General features: G+C 58.0%; 17 protein-coding genes. 10 read left to right on the forward strand and 7 right to left on the reverse strand.

Annotation, left to right across the window (positions count from 1 at the left end):
- On the reverse strand, positions 1 to 1,148 hold a 1,148-nt coding region (locus GO007_RS29235), incomplete at its 3' end, for a sugar-binding domain-containing protein (RefSeq protein ID WP_286141860.1).
- Between the two features lie 221 nt (positions 1,149 to 1,369).
- Here GO007_RS29235 and GO007_RS20860 point away from each other — a divergent pair.
- On the forward strand, positions 1,370 to 2,434 hold the full coding sequence (locus tag GO007_RS20860) for a LacI family DNA-binding transcriptional regulator (RefSeq protein WP_095103298.1): 1,065 nt from the start codon (positions 1,370 to 1,372) through the stop codon (positions 2,432 to 2,434).
- A 355-nt stretch (positions 2,435 to 2,789) separates the two neighbouring features.
- Here the strand turns inward: GO007_RS20860 and GO007_RS20865 are convergent, their stop codons facing one another.
- On the reverse strand, positions 2,790 to 2,990 hold the full coding sequence (locus GO007_RS20865; protein WP_095103300.1) for a hypothetical protein: 201 nt from the start codon (positions 2,988 to 2,990) through the stop codon (positions 2,790 to 2,792).
- Between the two features lie 211 nt (positions 2,991 to 3,201).
- Between GO007_RS20865 and GO007_RS20870 the strand changes: the two genes are divergently transcribed.
- Positions 3,202 to 3,420, forward strand: a complete 219-nt coding sequence (locus GO007_RS20870) for a ParD-like family protein (RefSeq protein ID WP_095103302.1) — start codon at positions 3,202 to 3,204, stop codon at positions 3,418 to 3,420.
- A complete protein-coding gene (map, locus tag GO007_RS20875) occupies positions 3,401 to 4,180 on the forward strand; it encodes a type I methionyl aminopeptidase (RefSeq protein WP_095103304.1) in 780 nt (259 codons plus the stop codon). The genes GO007_RS20870 and map overlap by 20 nt, the downstream gene beginning before the upstream one ends.
- A 64-nt stretch (positions 4,181 to 4,244) precedes the next feature.
- Here the strand turns inward: map and GO007_RS20880 are convergent, their stop codons facing one another.
- Complete coding sequence (locus GO007_RS20880; protein ID WP_095103307.1) at positions 4,245 to 4,577, reverse strand: winged helix-turn-helix transcriptional regulator; 333 nt, start codon at positions 4,575 to 4,577, stop codon at positions 4,245 to 4,247.
- A 111-nt stretch (positions 4,578 to 4,688) separates the two neighbouring features.
- On the opposite strand from GO007_RS20880, the gene gstA reads away from it, so the two are divergent.
- Together gstA and GO007_RS20890 are read left to right on the forward strand one after the other, a co-directional pair.
- On the forward strand, positions 4,689 to 5,333 hold the full coding sequence (gstA, locus tag GO007_RS20885; RefSeq protein ID WP_095103309.1) for a glutathione transferase GstA: 645 nt from the start codon (positions 4,689 to 4,691) through the stop codon (positions 5,331 to 5,333).
- Positions 5,334 to 5,390: 57 nt separating this feature from the next.
- Entirely contained in the window at positions 5,391 to 5,600 is a 210-nt protein-coding gene (locus tag GO007_RS20890) for a hypothetical protein (RefSeq protein ID WP_095103311.1), read from the forward strand.
- A gap of 186 nt (positions 5,601 to 5,786) precedes the next feature.
- Here the strand turns inward: GO007_RS20890 and GO007_RS20895 are convergent, their stop codons facing one another.
- Complete coding sequence (locus GO007_RS20895; protein ID WP_095103313.1) at positions 5,787 to 7,202, reverse strand: aminotransferase-like domain-containing protein; 1,416 nt, start codon at positions 7,200 to 7,202, stop codon at positions 5,787 to 5,789.
- 98 nt (positions 7,203 to 7,300) lie between these two features.
- On the opposite strand from GO007_RS20895, the gene GO007_RS20900 reads away from it, so the two are divergent.
- Entirely contained in the window at positions 7,301 to 8,104 is an 804-nt protein-coding gene (locus GO007_RS20900; protein ID WP_095103315.1) for an arylamine N-acetyltransferase family protein, read from the forward strand.
- Between the two features lie 102 nt (positions 8,105 to 8,206).
- On the opposite strand, the gene GO007_RS20905 is transcribed toward GO007_RS20900, so the two are convergent.
- The gene (locus GO007_RS20905; RefSeq protein ID WP_095103317.1) at positions 8,207 to 9,454 is read right to left on the reverse strand and encodes a diguanylate phosphodiesterase; all 1,248 of its coding nucleotides are present in this window, start codon (positions 9,452 to 9,454) and stop codon (positions 8,207 to 8,209) included.
- A gap of 291 nt (positions 9,455 to 9,745) precedes the next feature.
- Between GO007_RS20905 and GO007_RS20910 the strand changes: the two genes are divergently transcribed.
- A complete protein-coding gene (locus GO007_RS20910) occupies positions 9,746 to 10,354 on the forward strand; it encodes a glutathione S-transferase (protein WP_095103319.1) in 609 nt (202 codons plus the stop codon).
- Positions 10,355 to 10,482: 128 nt separating this feature from the next.
- On the opposite strand, the gene GO007_RS20915 is transcribed toward GO007_RS20910, so the two are convergent.
- Complete coding sequence (locus GO007_RS20915) at positions 10,483 to 10,944, reverse strand: GNAT family N-acetyltransferase (protein ID WP_095103320.1); 462 nt, start codon at positions 10,942 to 10,944, stop codon at positions 10,483 to 10,485.
- A 146-nt stretch (positions 10,945 to 11,090) separates the two neighbouring features.
- Between GO007_RS20915 and pdxR the strand changes: the two genes are divergently transcribed.
- Positions 11,091 to 12,560: a MocR-like pyridoxine biosynthesis transcription factor PdxR gene (gene pdxR / locus GO007_RS20920; RefSeq protein ID WP_095103321.1), complete on the forward strand. Its 1,470-nt coding sequence runs from the start codon at positions 11,091 to 11,093 to the stop codon at positions 12,558 to 12,560.
- A 142-nt stretch (positions 12,561 to 12,702) separates the two neighbouring features.
- Here pdxR and GO007_RS20925 read toward each other — a convergent pair whose 3' ends face one another.
- Entirely contained in the window at positions 12,703 to 13,491 is a 789-nt protein-coding gene (locus GO007_RS20925) for a MipA/OmpV family protein (RefSeq protein WP_095103322.1), read from the reverse strand.
- A 124-nt stretch (positions 13,492 to 13,615) separates the two neighbouring features.
- Here GO007_RS20925 and GO007_RS20930 point away from each other — a divergent pair, with 124 nt between their 5' ends.
- Positions 13,616 to 14,311 (forward strand): response regulator, encoded by a 696-nt coding sequence (locus GO007_RS20930; protein ID WP_095103324.1) that lies wholly within the window; start codon positions 13,616 to 13,618, stop codon positions 14,309 to 14,311.
- Entirely contained in the window at positions 14,308 to 15,495 is a 1,188-nt protein-coding gene (locus GO007_RS20935) for a sensor histidine kinase (RefSeq protein ID WP_095103325.1), read from the forward strand. Before GO007_RS20930 ends, GO007_RS20935 begins: the two co-directional genes overlap by 4 nt.
- The last annotated feature ends 84 nt before the right edge of the window (positions 15,496 to 15,579 follow it).

Here is a 15,579-nt window from a genome sequence, read left to right on the forward strand (position 1 = left end):
TCCTGCAGCATATCCTCTTCGGTCACCACCTGGCCGCGCTGATGATGGTGCTCATGGCGGTTAACGCCGCGGATCAGCAGCGGTTTGCCGTTAAGCAGCAAAAGCCCGTTGTCGATCTCGACCCGGCGAAAACCGATGTCCCAGGCTTCAGCCTCAATCAGCCGATCGCCGTGCCACAGCGAGACGACCGCGCGGTAGCAGTGCGGCGTTTCGGCGCTCCACAGCGACGGGCGCTCGACCGCCAGGGTCAGGCTGGCCCGTTCGGCATAGTTACCGCGTTCGTCGATGGCCGGCGAGCCGGGGCGCTGGCGGATGTTGGCAACCTGTTTATCTCCTTCCCACAGGCTGACTTCGGCGATCAGCGCCTCGAGCTCCCCGGCAGGCGCGGCAATGGTCAGATCCACGGCCAGCTCGCCGTCGCGGTACAGCGCGTCCAGCCGTGGGGTCAGCTGGACGTCGCTCAGGTGCTGATGGGGCTTGTTGAGCAGCCACACCGAACGGAAAATGCCGCTCATGCGCCACATATCCTGATCTTCCAGCCAGCTTCCGGCGCTCCAGCGCATCACCATCACGCACAGGCGGTTATCGCCGGGCCGCAGGTGCGGCGAGAGGTCAAAAGCGGCAGGAAGACGGCTGTCCTGGGAGTAGCCGACCCACGCGCCGTTGCACCACAGGTGGAAGGCCGAGTTGACGCCGTCGAAGATCGCCTGGGTCTGGCCTTCCGCTAGCCACTGCGGATCAACGGTAAAGGTCAGCGAGTAGCAGCCCGTCGGGTTGTCTTCCGGCACGCGCGGTGGTGTGGTGTCGATAGGATAGCGGACGTTGGTATAGATCGGCGCGTCGTAGCCTTCCATTTGCCAGTTTGAGGGAACCGGGGTGCTGCGGCTGTCCGGCAGATCGTCGTCGATCCAGCTGGCGTCAACGGCAAACGGGCTGCGGGCGTAGGAAAACTGCCACCGTCCGTCCAGCAGACGACGGCGATCGCCGGGCAGGTTATCGCGCGCGTCGGCGATGCTTCGCCAGCTGGCAAACGTCGGGTGAGCCGCTAAGCGGTTAAGCTGAGTAATGGTCTGGTTTTGCCAATCTTCACGGGCCAGCACTTCGTGGAACAGCGGAGAGCGGGCGGCGGTTGAGTCGTGTTGTTGCATACGCATACCTGACGGATAAGTGAAGGAAATGTCATTCGCTAGACAAGAATGAACGTGTTATCAGATATTTTTTCTTATGCCGCAATATTGTTGGAAATGAAACCCATTAACGATCACGAAATGCCGGAATTAGAGCTGATTTTTGTCGTGAATTAGACATAAAATGTTAGCGTAAGACATTTAACATATTCGGACTCAATTTTGGCGACCAGGAGATGAGCATGCAGCGGCGTTCGGCAACCTTAGATGATGTGGCTAAAGAGGCCGGGGTGTCTCAGCAGACGGTTTCCCGGGTGCTGAATAATCCGGACGTGGTCTCTGAACGCACCCGCGATAAGGTGATTCGCGCGATGCAGGCGCTGCACTATGTGCCTAACCGCTCCGCCCAGCTGCTGGCGGGGAAGGCGGCGCCGTCCATAGGGCTGATCACCGCGTCGTTGACGCTGCATGCGCCATCGCAAATTGCCGCGGCGGTGAAGCGTCATGCCGGAATGCACCGGCTGGAGGTGTCGATCGCGATGCCGGAGCAGACCGACTATTCGTCGCTGCAGGCGCGGCTGGATGAGTTCCGCGCCCAGCATATTCGCGGGGCCATCGTGAGCCTGCCGCTGGAGAGCAGCACCGCCGAGCGCCTGGCCGCCGAGAATCCCGATATCTCCTGCCTGTTTCTCGACGTCTCTCCTGAAACGGACGTTTCCTGCGTGCGGTTCGATCATCGCGATGGCTGCGGCGCCTGCGTGCGTCATCTTTGGGAATCAGGGCATCGGGAATTTGGCCTGCTGGCGGGGCCGGAAAGCTCTGTTTCTGCGCGCATGCGCCTCGGCAGCTGGCGCGAGGCGCTGCATCGTCTGGGCATCAGCAGGGCGGTGACGGTCTTCGGCGACTGGAGCGCGGCCAGCGGCTGGCAAAAGACTTTTGAGCTGCTGCATCTTCAGCCGCGGATCAGCGCCATTGTGGTGGCCAACGATCAGATGGCGCTGGGGGTGCTCAGCGCGCTGGCGCAGCTTAACCGCACCGGCAGCAGCGCCATCTCGGTGACCGGCTACGACGATACCGCCGATAGCCTCTACTTCCAGCCGCCGCTAACCACCGTCGCGCAGGATTTCGATCTGCTGGGTAAAAGGGCCGTGGAGCTGCTGGCTGAGCAGATGGCGGCGCCGCAGCTGCGCATTCGTGAACTCCTGCCGACCACGCTGATTGTACGCCAGTCGACCTGGGCGTACGGCGCAGAGCCCGCCCGCGATCCGCTGATCGCGGAGCTAAAAACGCTGGTGGAAAAGCTTTAAGCCGGGTTGGTTTAATCTTCATTGAAGTAGGGGATGCTAAAGTGCGCGGCAGGCGTAAAGAAAGATGGACTCTTACTTTGCGTACAATGCAAAACACAATCTATCCATGCAAGCATTTATTTACCGCCATTTCACTGGCGGTTTTTTTTTGCCTGCGTTTTGTCCATCTCGCCGGGCCGTATTTTATTTAACTCTGCTGATTGAGCGTTTATTATCCTGTTTCTGGAATAAATGCTCTGTTTCTGGAGGGGGCGGTGCGCCGACCTTCCCGGGCCATAGTTTTTAACCCAGCATAAAATGCTGTGGAGACGACGGTCAGGCGGACGGTCGCGGCCGCAGAGGCCGGAGCTTCCGGTTATCGTAAAATATTGACGCGCTTGACCAGGGGATTTATGCGCCCGACTGCGCCATGCTGTTTGCTCAGGCAGGTCAGCATCACGCTATCGGACCACTGGCATTGACTGCGCCCGCGATGGGATGACGAAGAGTTAAACAAAGCGCTGACGATAAGCCCCACGAAAAGGGTCAGCAGCGGGAACGCGAGCGAGGTCTTCACTTTATGGCTATCCTGGCGGTCAATTCAATTTTTAGTACCCTACACTAAAAATGTGACAGTTATCCCATTTATGTTTTGTATGGTTTATGCAGTGGCGGGGGATGTCGGTCTTCCGTCCGACCGTTTTCGACGTTGACGGCAGCGCCGTACCGCGTGACTTCAGGCGCCAGAAAGTATACGATGCGTATATGTTTTATAACGGTATATATATATGGGGATCGTAAAAATTTCAGATCTGCTGCATGACGATATCCGCGATGCCAGCCGGGCCATGTCGCGGTCGGTGAACGCCCAGGCCGAATATTGGATCCGCGTGGGTATGCTGAGCGAGCTCTATCCCGAGCTGAACCACCAACAGATTAAGCTGCTGATGCTTAAGTCAGGGTCCGATCGTCTGCTGGAGGTGATTAATGCAATCAATTCCCATTAAAACCGCCGAAGAGCTCGCCCTGCAGCGCCATGCCGGCGAACTGCTAGCCGCCGTTTTTGCGATGCTGGACGAGTTTATTCAGCCGGGCGTGACCACAATGGAGATTAACAATCGCGCCGAGGATTTCATCGTCAACCAGCTGCATTCCCGCCCGGCCAGCAAGGGACAATATGATTTTCCCTATGTGCTGAATACGTCCATCAATGAGGTCGTGTGCCACGGGATGCCGAAGGAGACGGAGCACCTGAAATCGGGGGCGATTGTTAACGTCGATATTACCCTTGAGAAGGGCGGGCTGATCGCGGACTCCAGCAAAATGTACCTGATCGGCGACGTTTCTCCGCTGGCCCGCCGGCTGGTGAAAACGACCTATGAAGCGATGTGGAAGGGAATCAAGGTCGTGAAGCCCGGCGCCACGCTGGGCGATATCGGCCATGCGATTCAATCCCATGTGGAAAAAAATGGCTACAGCGTCGTCAGGGAGTACTGCGGCCACGGCGTGGGCAAAGAGATGCATGAGGACCCGCAGGTGCTGCACTATGGTAAACCCGGCGAAGGGGTCGTTTTGCGCGAGGGAATGGTCTTTACCATCGAGCCGATGGTCAATCAGGGCGGCAGCAAAACTAAGCTCAAGAAAGATGGCTGGACGGTGGTGACCCGCGACAAGAAGCTTTCGGCGCAGTGGGAACACACCATTGCGGTGACCGACACCGGCTTTGAAGTTCTGACGCTGCGTCAGGGAGAAGAGCAGCTGCTTTGACAGAAGCGCTGCGCCGGCCATCTCTTATCGATGAGGAGGGGGGCCGGCGATGAAAACGAGCCCGTCAGCTATGCGCGGAACCCTGCTTCTGTTTCAGCCACAGCCCCAGCTCCTGAACGACCTCGACAACTTTAACCAGCCTGAGACCGTCCTCCGTCAGATTGTAAACAACCTTAACCGGCACTTCGGGATAAACGGTACGCTGCACGACGCCCGCCTCTTCTAACGCCCTGAGATCCATGGTGAGCATCCGCTGAGAGATTGCGGGTATATCCCGACGGAGGTCGCTGAATCTTTTCGGCCTTTCCAGCAGGTACGACACAATAAGCAAACGCCAGCGGCCGCCGATAAGGTTCATCGCGACTTCGACGGAACAGCCGGAGATAACGTCCTTCATTTTAATTCTCAGTATAATTTATGTACCTACCCTACAATAATGTGCCTTCTTTAAAGTATCAACCAACTTTGTTAACCTCCCGACATACTTAAACGGCGAGGGTATTACAGAATGAAACTATATTATTCCCCGGGCAGCTGCTCTCTTTCTCCCCATATTGCTTTGCGTGAAGCTGGCCTTGATTTTGAACTTATCCGCGTCGATACCAAAACGCATACCTACGGCGGCGGACAAAACTATTATGATATTAATCCGCTGGGCTATGTCCCGGTATTAGAGACCGCGCAGGGTGACATATTCCGCGAGGGCGTCACGCTCATTCAATATATCGCTGATTTAGCGCCCGAGGCCGGGCTGGCTCCCGCCAGCGGAACTATCGCACGCTATCGTCTTGAGGAGTGGCTGGTTTTTTTCAATAGCGAAATTCATAAAGCGTTTATTCCACTCTTTTATACCGAGCTCGGCGGAGCTTATATCGATATTGCGCGACAGAAATTACTTTCTCGTTTTGCGTGGATCAACCAGCAGCTGGCGGATAAAAAATATATTACCGGAGCGCGCTTCTCCATTGCCGATGGGTATTTGTTTGCGCTGGTCGGCTGGGCGAAAGCGGACTGGCTGATATCGGTTTATAACCTCGATATTAACCTGACGGAATATAAAAATATTGCCGCCTGGTACCGGCGGGTGCTTGCGCGACCGGCGGTGCGGCAATCTTTAAAGGAGGAGGGCATCGACTTCCTGCCGTTCATATAATGCCGCCGGTTTCCTGTGCTATTATGGGGCTCCACAAACGCTCATAGGGATGAAAGGATGTTAGAAGAATATTTTGGTAATGATGCCACGGCAGAAGAGAAGAAACGACTCCTTGCCGTCCAGGCCGCCTTAGAAATCTCGAAAGCAGCCGTCTCTTCATCAACCGCGAATGCAGGGATCCGCAGCCAGATGGATCTGCGCAACGTGGCGCAGGAGGTTTCCTCCTTAGCTGACGCTATTCAGGATGCTCTCGAAGAGAGCGAGTAAACCGGCATCGGGTTAATCTTTTAGCCCTCCGGCAGTAAGCCCCTTGATGTAGCGGCAGCAGGGGGCGTTCTGAACAGCAGGCTGCCTGTCTACGGGTAACCGCGATGGCTGGAGTGAACGCCTTTTTTGCTCAACGCCCGGCATCAAATATTTTGCATCACGGCCTATAAATGCCGCCCCCAACCGCTATTGATTTTTATTCTCCGCATGCCGACAAATTGCGCCAAGCTCTATTACCGCCGCCAGCAGCTGCGGCGTCGGTTCGCAGGCACAATTCAGCCGGAGACAATGGGCCATATCCTGCCGTGGTGAAAAAAGCTGTCCCGGACTCACGCCAATTCCGGCTTCGAGCGCGGCGCGGTGCACGTCGAGCGCATTAATTGTTTTAGGCAGCTCCAGCCACATCAGAAATCCGGCCTGAGGGATAACGACCCGGGTCGGTTCGGGAAAGTGAGCCGCGACCGTGCGGGATATGATATCGACGCTTTTTTGGATCCGGCTCTTCAGCCGTAAAAGGTGGCGATCGTAGTCCCCTCGGGACATAAAATCGCTTACCGCCGCCTCCGTTAGCGGCGAGCCCGCCCAGTCGCTTGCCAGCCGAATTTTCATCACCTCTTCATAGTAGTGGCCCGGCGCAATCCAACCGGTGCGCCAGCCTGGCGTCAGGGCTTTCGACACCGAGGAGCAGTAGAGAACGGAGCCGCTGCGATCAAATGCCTTACAGGCCGGCGGACGAACGGCATCCCCGGCCAGATCGCCGTAGACGTCATCTTCAATCAGCGGGACGTCGTGTCTCTCCAGCATCGCGACCAGCTCCCTTTTGGCCGCTACCGGCATCACGGCGCCCGTGGGATTCTGTGCGCTGGGGGAGACCAGCACCGCCGCTGGACGATACTTTATGATGGCCTCATTCAGCGCCGTAAGGGAGATGCCTTCCTGAGGATCGGTGGTGATTTCCAGCGCTTTGAGGCCCATTGACTCCAGAAGAAGTAGTGCGCCAAACCAGGCAGGACGTTCAATCGCCACAACATCGCCGGCAACGCAGACGGCCTGCAGCGCCAGACGTACGGCCTGGGTGGCGCCGGCGGTCACGATCAGTTCGTCGGGGCCAAAGGTCGCGCCCCACTGAACGGCCCTGCGGGCTATCTGATAACGCAGATCGGACCTTCCCGGCGGCATGCTGTAGGTCTGTCCGTAGGCTTCCAGGCGCCGGCTTGCGGACTGCAGGACCCGCTGCAGCCTGGCCGCCGGCAGCCAGGCCGGATCGGGCTGCGCGGCGCCCGGCGGAATAAGGCGGCTCTCCTGGCGGCTAAACAGCGTTCTGGCCAGGGTCGACATATCCACCGAGACCGGAGCGGCGTTGGGGACGGCGCTGGAAGAGGCCACGGGCGGGGCGAGGCTGACATAGTACCCGGAGCGCGGGCGGGCGACGATCAGGCCTTCGGCTTCCAGAAAACGCAAGGCTTCCTGAGCCGTAGGGATGCTGACCTGTTCACGTTCAGCCAGCTTGCGTACCGAAAGCAGACGGTCGCCGGGATGCAGCGCGCCGGCAATAATGGCCTGTCGAAGCGAAAGAGCAATGCGCTGATAGCGGGGAAGCATGGGATCTGTACAGGCTGGTTTTCAATAAATCTGAATATATCCGCTTAGCGCCCGCAACGCTATTCTCGGCTGCAGATGACGAAGACACGGAGATTGCTATGAAAGCTAAAAATTTTGACCTCGCCGCCTATTTTCAGCGTATTGATTATCACGGTTCGCCGGCAGCGGATGCCGCCACGCTGTATGAAATAATGCAGAAACAGCTGTTTTCAATCCCGTTTGAGAATATTGACGTGCGGGACGGGAAAGGCGTCTCGCTGGTCCCGGAAGATATTGTAGAAAAACTGATCGGCCGGCAGCGGGGCGGATATTGTTACGAAGTCAACGCGCTGTTTGCTATGGCGCTTGACGCGCTGGGGGTTCCCTACCAGTTTGCCGCCGCGCGCCCTATGTTCTATCCAGCCCGTCGGCCGCGGACGCATATGGTGGTGATTGCTTTTGTCGGCGGCAGGCGCTGGCTGTGCGATCTCGGGTTTGGCCATTATGGCATCCGGGCGCCCGTCGACCTCGCTATTCTTGATACTGAGCAGCGGCAGAGCCCGGATACCTTCCGTCTCAGCCTCGATTCTGCCGGCGTGTATACGCTGCAGGCGCGGGTGGATAACGGCTGGCACAGCCAATATAGCTTCGATCTCTCCCGCCACGAGCTGATCGATTTTGAGCCCGCCAACTATCTGAATTCAACCCATCCGGAGACCATATTCGTCAGGCAGTTAGTGGTCGTATTACACCACCCTGACGGCAGAAGCATTCTCTCCGGCCGCGCGCTTAAGACGATCCGCGGCCAGGAGACGCGGCAGCGGATGCTCTCCGGGGACGAGATCCCGCAGGTATTACGCGACACGTTCAGGGTGACCGCTCCCGAGCCTGCCATATTCCGCGCGGCGAAAGATCGCCCGTAGTGTGAGCCTTTTATCATCAGAAAAGAGGCAAGGGATTATCTTGCCTCCGTCGCTGAAAAAAGGCGCGCTGATGACGGCGCGAGAGCGGATGCTTCTCGCCGGTTATGGCGTCAGTTCGGCCGTTGGCAACCCTTTGCCGGGGAGTCTTACCGGCCAGCGGACTTCTCCTACGCCGTTCAGCTGGGGCCGCGAAAATAAAAAGCCCTGGAAAAGACGAATTCCGATGGCGTGCAGCCAGCACCACTCCGCAATGCTCTCCACGCCCTCGGCGACGACGGTGATCCCGAGGTCTTCGCAGCATCTGACAATGGACACCACAATCGCCTGCTTCGCTCCGCTCATATGAATATTGCGCACCAGTTCGGCATCGATCTTGATTTTATTCGGCTGGAAGCGGGTCAGGAGCGAGAGCCCGGAATAGCCGGCGCCAAAATCGTCAATGGCCAGGCTCATGCCGGCCACGCGGATATCCTTCAGCACCTGCTGAAACTCGGTAAAACCGGAGATAACCTCGGTTTCCGTGACTTCTATTATAATTTGCTCTGGCTTCAGCCCGGCGTCGCGGATTTTATCCAGTAAAAACGCCACCGAGCCCGAACGATTATATAGCGAGCCCGGCAGCAGATTAACCGCCAGCCGCTGCTCCCCGAGATTAATGCTGCCCGCAAGCGAAAAGGCGTAGGCCTTGGTTTCGAGGTCGAAATCGTAGCGCTTCTTTTCCGGGACGGAGGAGAACATCTCCACCGGCGAGCCGCCTGATGGACTGCGGATCAGCGCCTCAAACGATGAGATATGGCCGCTTTCCGGCTCTACAATCGGCTGAAGCGCAAACTGGCAGGGCTGGCCGGACGATAATCCCGGCGACGAGCAGCGCGAGGGCGCCCCCCGGCTTTCCATCGTCCACAGCGCGGGGTTTAATGCTTTCGGCAGGATATAGCGCCCGCCGTGAGCGATAAAGGCCTTGATAAACTTGAACATCCGGTCATCCGGAGAGAGAGCGTTTCGGAACTCGCCCAAATGGAGGATCTCTTCCGTCAACGCTCCCGGCTTCTTTAGCTGCAAATCAAACAGGTGCATACCGATATCGCGAAACCGCCGGTAGGCAGAGTAATCGCGCATCAGCTCCACCACGTCGGTGTGGCGCGGATCGTTGCGAATTTGGTCGAAAAGCGCATCGACCACCTGCTCATCTCCCTCCAGAACCTGAAAAAACTGGGAACCACTAAAAATCAGGATACCCGTGACGTGGAGGTTTGTGTTTTTCTGTCGTGCCCGGCTGACAAGATTGCTCAGGCCGTTCGGCCGCCAGGTGGGAGCTAACTGACTCCGGTAGATCAGTGTGGTCAGCATATATTTCCTTGTTGGATCGGACTAATGGGTACCAGTCTGCGCGAGGGAATAAATCCTGGCCCGAGGTCCTCTGACCTTAGCGGGTACGGTGTTCATGCCTTTGCCAATCATCAGGCCGTGAAGCCCGGCATTTGAGACTGCCGCTATCACACTGAGAGTCGCTTACTTTACCCTGAACGGAGCGGTATTCCATGTTTATCTTAGTTCCGGCTGGCGTTTGAGGGAAACTCTCCGGGCACGCGCGTCCGCTGCCGCGCAACGTATGCACCCACAAATTAATGAGGAGTCGTAATGAAGCTAATTGGCATGTTGGATTCACCCTATGTACGGCGCGTGGCGATATCGCTGGCGGCTTACGGTCTGGCTTTTGAACACCAGCCGCTCTCCGTGTTTAGCGACTATGCGGCCTTTGCCGAGCTGAATCCGGCGGTTAAGGCCCCGACGCTGCTGCTGGACGATGGCACGGTGTTAATGGATTCCACGCTGATATTGCACTATCTCGAAGCGCAGGTGGATGACGCTTCCAGGCTGCTGCCCGCGGATATTGCGGCGCTGGCGGAGGATAGCCGCCTGCTCGGGCTGGCCCTGGCGGCGAGTGAGAAAGCGGTGCAGCACGTCTACGAGCATCGGCTGCGGCCGGAGGAAAAAAGGCACCAGCCGTGGATAGATCGCATCACCCGGCAGCTGCTGGCGGATTGCGCCGCATGGGAGGCCGGATGGCGGCATCGTCAGGTCAACGCGGCAAAGCTGGACCAGGTCGCCATTACCGGCGCCGTGGTGTGGGGGTTCATTCAGATGATGATTCCAGAGGTGGTCAATGCCAGCGGCTATCCCCGCCTGCAGGCGATTTCCCGGGAGCTTGAGGGGTTGCCGCAGTTTGCGAAATATCCCGCCCGGTAGCAGAGGCGGACAATCGTTTGTGGTTCGCGGCGAAGGTGCTGCGCTCACTCTCTGCCCGGCGTGCCGCCGGGCTTTAATGATGGGGTTTCCGGCCGAGCTGAAGCCACCGCCGCTAATTCCGCCCGGCGCTAGCGGATTGGCATACGGTATTCGATCATCCCGCTTTTGTTGGCGATCCAGTCGTAAAGCCGCTGCCCGCGCAGGTTCGTTTCATGAGTGTGCCAGTAAAGGTGGGCGCAGTGCCGCTTTCGCGCCTGCCGCTGAACGTACTCGATCAGCCGTTTGCCGATCTGTTGGCCGCGCACGTCGGCGCTGACAAACAGGTCTTCCAGATAGCAGTAATCCGTGTCGGCCCAGGTCGAGCGGTGAAACAGGTAGTGTACCAGCCCGACAACGGTTCCGTTCTCTTTGGCGACGGCGCAGTACACCGGCTCGATGGGATTGAAGAAACGGTTCCACGTCAGTCGGGTCGTACTTTCCGGGATATCGACGCGATAGAACGTCTGATAGTTTTTCCATAACGGGAGCCACTGCGGGTAATCATCTTCGGCGACGATGGCGACAGTGATATTGTCTGAATCGCGGCTCATTTCTGCTCTATGCATCTCTTTTCCTTATTGTTTCATGACCTGATTGTCTCTACGTCGCTGATGTTAGGTGGAATTTTGGTTCCAGGTAAGACACACTTTTTGTATATTTACAGGAACCACTTTTACTGCAAAGGTCGCGGGCACCTGTGAAAAAAGCCGTTTCTCCTCTGTTTCAGGAGCTGTTGTTGCATAGCGGGACCATCAAGGATCAGGTCTATCATGCTATCCGCCGCGCCATCCTCGACGGCCGCCTGCCGGCGGGCGCAAAAATCCCCTCCAGCCGCGCGTTGGCCGAAGTGATGGGGATCGCGCGTAACTCGGTCATTGCCGGCTTTGAGCGGCTGAGCGATGAGGGCTATCTGGTCACGCGGGAGGGGGCGGGGACGTTTGTCGTCACGCATATCCCCGACTGGCTCATCCATACGGACAGCGCGGGCGCCGGGCGGGATGACGATCCGCCGTCGGTCGGGGCGCTTAATCCGGACATCACCGCGCTGCGGCCTCTGTGGTCAGAAAGTCAGGCCGGGGGCGCAGCAAACCGCCTTTTTGCCGTGGGGGTCGGCTGCACCGACCTCTTCCCCTATGATTTATGGGGCCGCCTGCTGGGGCGGGTCTGGCGGCAGTCGCGCCGCGAGATCGGCCTCCATGCCAGCCCCAATGGTTATCAACCTCTGCGGCGGGTGATATGCCAGTATATTCAGTCGACGCGAGGGGTTAACTGCAGCGAAGATCGCGTGATTATCGTCAACGGTATCCAGCAGGCGCTGGATATCACCGCGCGTTCGCTGCTTTCACGCGGGGATGAGGTGTGGCTCGACGATCCCGGCTATAACGGCGCGCGCGGCGCTTTCGCCTCGGTAGGGGCAACGATCAGGCCGGTGAGAGTCGATAGTCAGGGAATGGATGTTGACGACGGAATAACGCATTATCCCCATGCCCGGCTGGCCTATACCGCTCCCTCGCACCAGTTTCCGCTGTGCGGAACCCTTAGCCTCGCGCGCAGGCTCGCCCTGCTGGAGTGGGCCGAGTCCCGGCAGGCGTGGATCTTCGAAGACGATTACAATAGCGAATTTCGCTACGCCGCGCGTTCATTGCAGGCCCTGCAGGGGCTGGATAAGCATAACCGGGTCATCTATGCCGGAACGTTCTCGAAGATGATGTACCCGGAGTTTCGCCTCGGTTTCCTGGTCGTTCCGGGCCATTTACGCGAACAGTTTGCCACGACTAAATACTTCTCCGATCTGTGCAGCGGCTATCTTGAACAGGCGGTCCTGGCCCGTTTTATCGAGGAGGGCCACTACGCCAGCCACGTTCGCCGGGTGCGTAAAGCCTGCTATGAACGTAAGCTGGCGCTGGCCTCCGCCGTTGAACGCTATTTGCCGGAGAAAATGACCGTTCATCCGACGGATTCTGGCGTGCATCTGGTGTGCTGGCTGCACGGCGGCCTGACGGCGAAGTACGTGGTGGATAAAGCCCGCCAGCTAGGAATGGGGGTGCAGACGTTTGCGCGCTACTGCCAGCGGCCGATGCAGCGGGAGGGGGTTTTGCTGGGGTTTGCCAACCATTCGCCCGAGACCCTCGAGGAGGGAATTCGCCGTCTGGCGCAGGCGCTTTAAGGCTTGCCGTTCTGGTGTGCTCAAACCGCCCTGGCTGGAGCCGCGCTATTCCGCGCGATAATAAGCCGGAAGAGATATCCGCGCTTATTATGCTGCCGGGTCGAAGAGTTGGCGGTTATTGTTCACTCCGCGGGCAAGATAGTTAAAATGTCCAGCTGACGGCCATAGTCGCAGAACCTTCATTGCGGCGTAGGACTATCGGGCTAGCGGTAGCATGGTCGCCAAGCCAGCTATACCCTGCGCTAAGCGCCGTTCCCCAATGTTCATCAAATTGATGGCTCCACGTCAGGCTGCTGTCAATGCCATAAAATCCGCCGGGCGCCGAAAAACGCGGGTACCCGGAGCGCAGGCTCTGCTGCTGACTGACGCCATAAAAGGTATTCATATATCGATTATCGCCAAACAGGGCGGCAGACTGAAAAGCAACGACATCCTGTGAGTTCTGGAGGGGAATGAGCATAACCGACGTTTGATATTTTACCCCCTGGCTCCCGGTGAGCGGGAGCGCTGCTTTCGTCTCTAACACCAGCCATGATGTGGCCGCCCAGCCGACGGCAAATGCGGTATTGAGAGTCGCATCAATGTTCCCCATGCCTTTCAGATTGTTGGCACCGTCCCGCCAGCCGGAGTTTTTTTCCGCGCGCCCTGGATCGTAGCTAAGCGTATGCTCCAGATACAGGCCGTCCTCGTTTTGCAGGTCGTAGCCGATCCCTTTTTGGCTATCAACAAAGAAGGCCCCCTTGCGCCCCTGGAGTACCGGCACCGGGTGCCACACCTGTTTGTTCGAGCCGCTGTATCGGGGGCTAAACTGACCGCCCAGCCCGACGGTTAGCGAGTCAGGCGGGGCTGCTGCATCGTCAGCGATGGCATGCGTTGATATCGCCCCCAATAGCGAAATTGCCACATACAGCGTAGATTCCGTCGATATCATACTGTCTCCTCATTAATGACGGGCACCGCCCGGTTCACGTTGTGCCGTGATTTGCGCCCGGAGTATGATTCGGTCGTATCAATGAACGGTCGGGATATTGTTAAGAAACGGTCAAGGTGAGCTGATGTTATCCAGAAGAGTGCTGGTGGTTGAAGATGATGCCGATGCAGCGGGCGTGCTTGAGGCCTATTTGCGCCGCGAAAATTACGAAGTTATCGTTGCCGGGGACGGTCTGGCGGGGCTGGAAATCGCGCAGCGCTGGAAACCGGATCTGATCCTGCTTGATGTGATGCTGCCGGGACTCAACGGTACCGAGGTTTTGGCAAGACTGCGCCGCCTGAGCGATGTTCCGGTGATCATGGTGACTGCTATGGGCGATACGCCAGATCGCATCGGCGCGCTGCGCTACGGCGCTGATGATTACGTGGTGAAGCCGTATCATCCGGGCGAAGTGGTGGCTCGCGTGCAGGCGGTACTGCGGCGTAGCAATAAAACGGAAATGCGTGAGGAAGTATTGCGCTGGCAGGCGCTCGAGGTCGACGTCACCGCCATCACGGCGACCATCACCGGGCAGGGCGCGTCGCCCCGATATCTCGATTTTACCCCGACGGAATTTTCGCTGCTGACGACTCTGATGCGGCATCCCACGCGGCCTTTTTCCCGACAACATCTGCTGGAGAATTGCCTGCCGGAGAGCGAAGCGCTTGAGAGAGTCGTTGATACGCACGTTTATAATCTGCGCCGGAAGCTGGAGGTGGCCGGGGTATCCGGAGTGCTGGTCAACGTGCGCGGCATTGGTTACAGGTTCAGACAGCCATGATAAATAAGCGATACTCATCTCTCTGGCGCTGGATTTGCGGACGTATCCTCGCGCTGGCCATCGGTAGTGTCGTGGTCATTGCGGCATGTATGTGGCTGCGTTATGCGGTGCAAAACTACTGGATACTCCATAAGATGCCCTCCGCCGTGCGCCAGGAGTTTGTTACGCTCAGCCAGGCTCCGCAGATCAATCCGGGGCGCTTTCATGACATTGTGGATACCTGGTGGGGGCTGAGCTATTCAACGCCCTCCATCGCTTCGGCCGACTGGGCCACCGTCGCGCTTCTGGTGCTGGTGATGATCCCTTTTATTGTTCTGATGGGACTCAAATACGCCCGGCCTTTATCCATGCAGTTCGGCCATCTGCGCGATGCGGCGCAGGACGTGACCCAGGGGCAGTTCGGGCGTCAGGCGGAACTGATCAAGGACGCTCCCGCCGAAATGATCCGTTTCGCCGCTGACTTCAACACCATGACCCGCCAGCTGGCTCGATATGATAAGGAGATCCGCGCATCCCATGTGGCGATGGCGCATGAGCTACGCTCTCCGTTAACCGCCGCTATCGGCCGCTTACAGGGGATGCTGGATGGCGTTTTCGAGGCCAGCCCGCAGCAGCTGACGATGGTGATGAAACAGCTTCAGCATCTGAACCGCCTGACGGACGAACTCCATCTTCTATCCCTCGCCGATGCCGGAAATCTGGTCCTGGATGACCAGCAGTTTTGTCTGCTTGAGCTGCTGCAGGAAAGGGCTGCATGGATGATACCGCAGTCAGACGTGCACGGTATGACGGTACGCGTTCACGGCCATCAGCCGTGCCCGTTTCGCGGGGATGCCTTTCGGCTGGGGCAGGTTTTCACCGTGTTGATGGAAAACGCGCTGCGATACGGACGAGAGGGCGGACATCTTGATATCACCCTGCAAAACCGTGACGGAAATTATGTGCTGGAGTTTCTTGATGATGGGCCCGGCGTGGCGGTTCAGTTTTTACCGGAGATGTTTGAGCGTTTTACTCGCGAGGAGGCGTCGCGAGCAAGGCATTCCGGAGGAAGCGGTCTGGGATTATCGATCGCCCGCGCGATATGCGTCGCGCACGGTGGCGGCATCAGCGCCGCGCTTCCGCCTGGCGGCGGCCTGCTGATTCAGATCCTCCTGCCGTACCAGCCCTGCGCTGCGCAAAATTAAAACGTCTTGATAAACTCTTGACACAACGTCGAGTGAATCTCGATTAATGCACTATTTAATGACGCCATTCCCTATCTGGAGTGG

Origin of the sequence: Klebsiella sp. 10-1 (assembly GCF_009758445.1) — a bacterium.
Lineage (GTDB): Bacteria > Pseudomonadota > Gammaproteobacteria > Enterobacterales > Enterobacteriaceae > Klebsiella > Klebsiella scottii.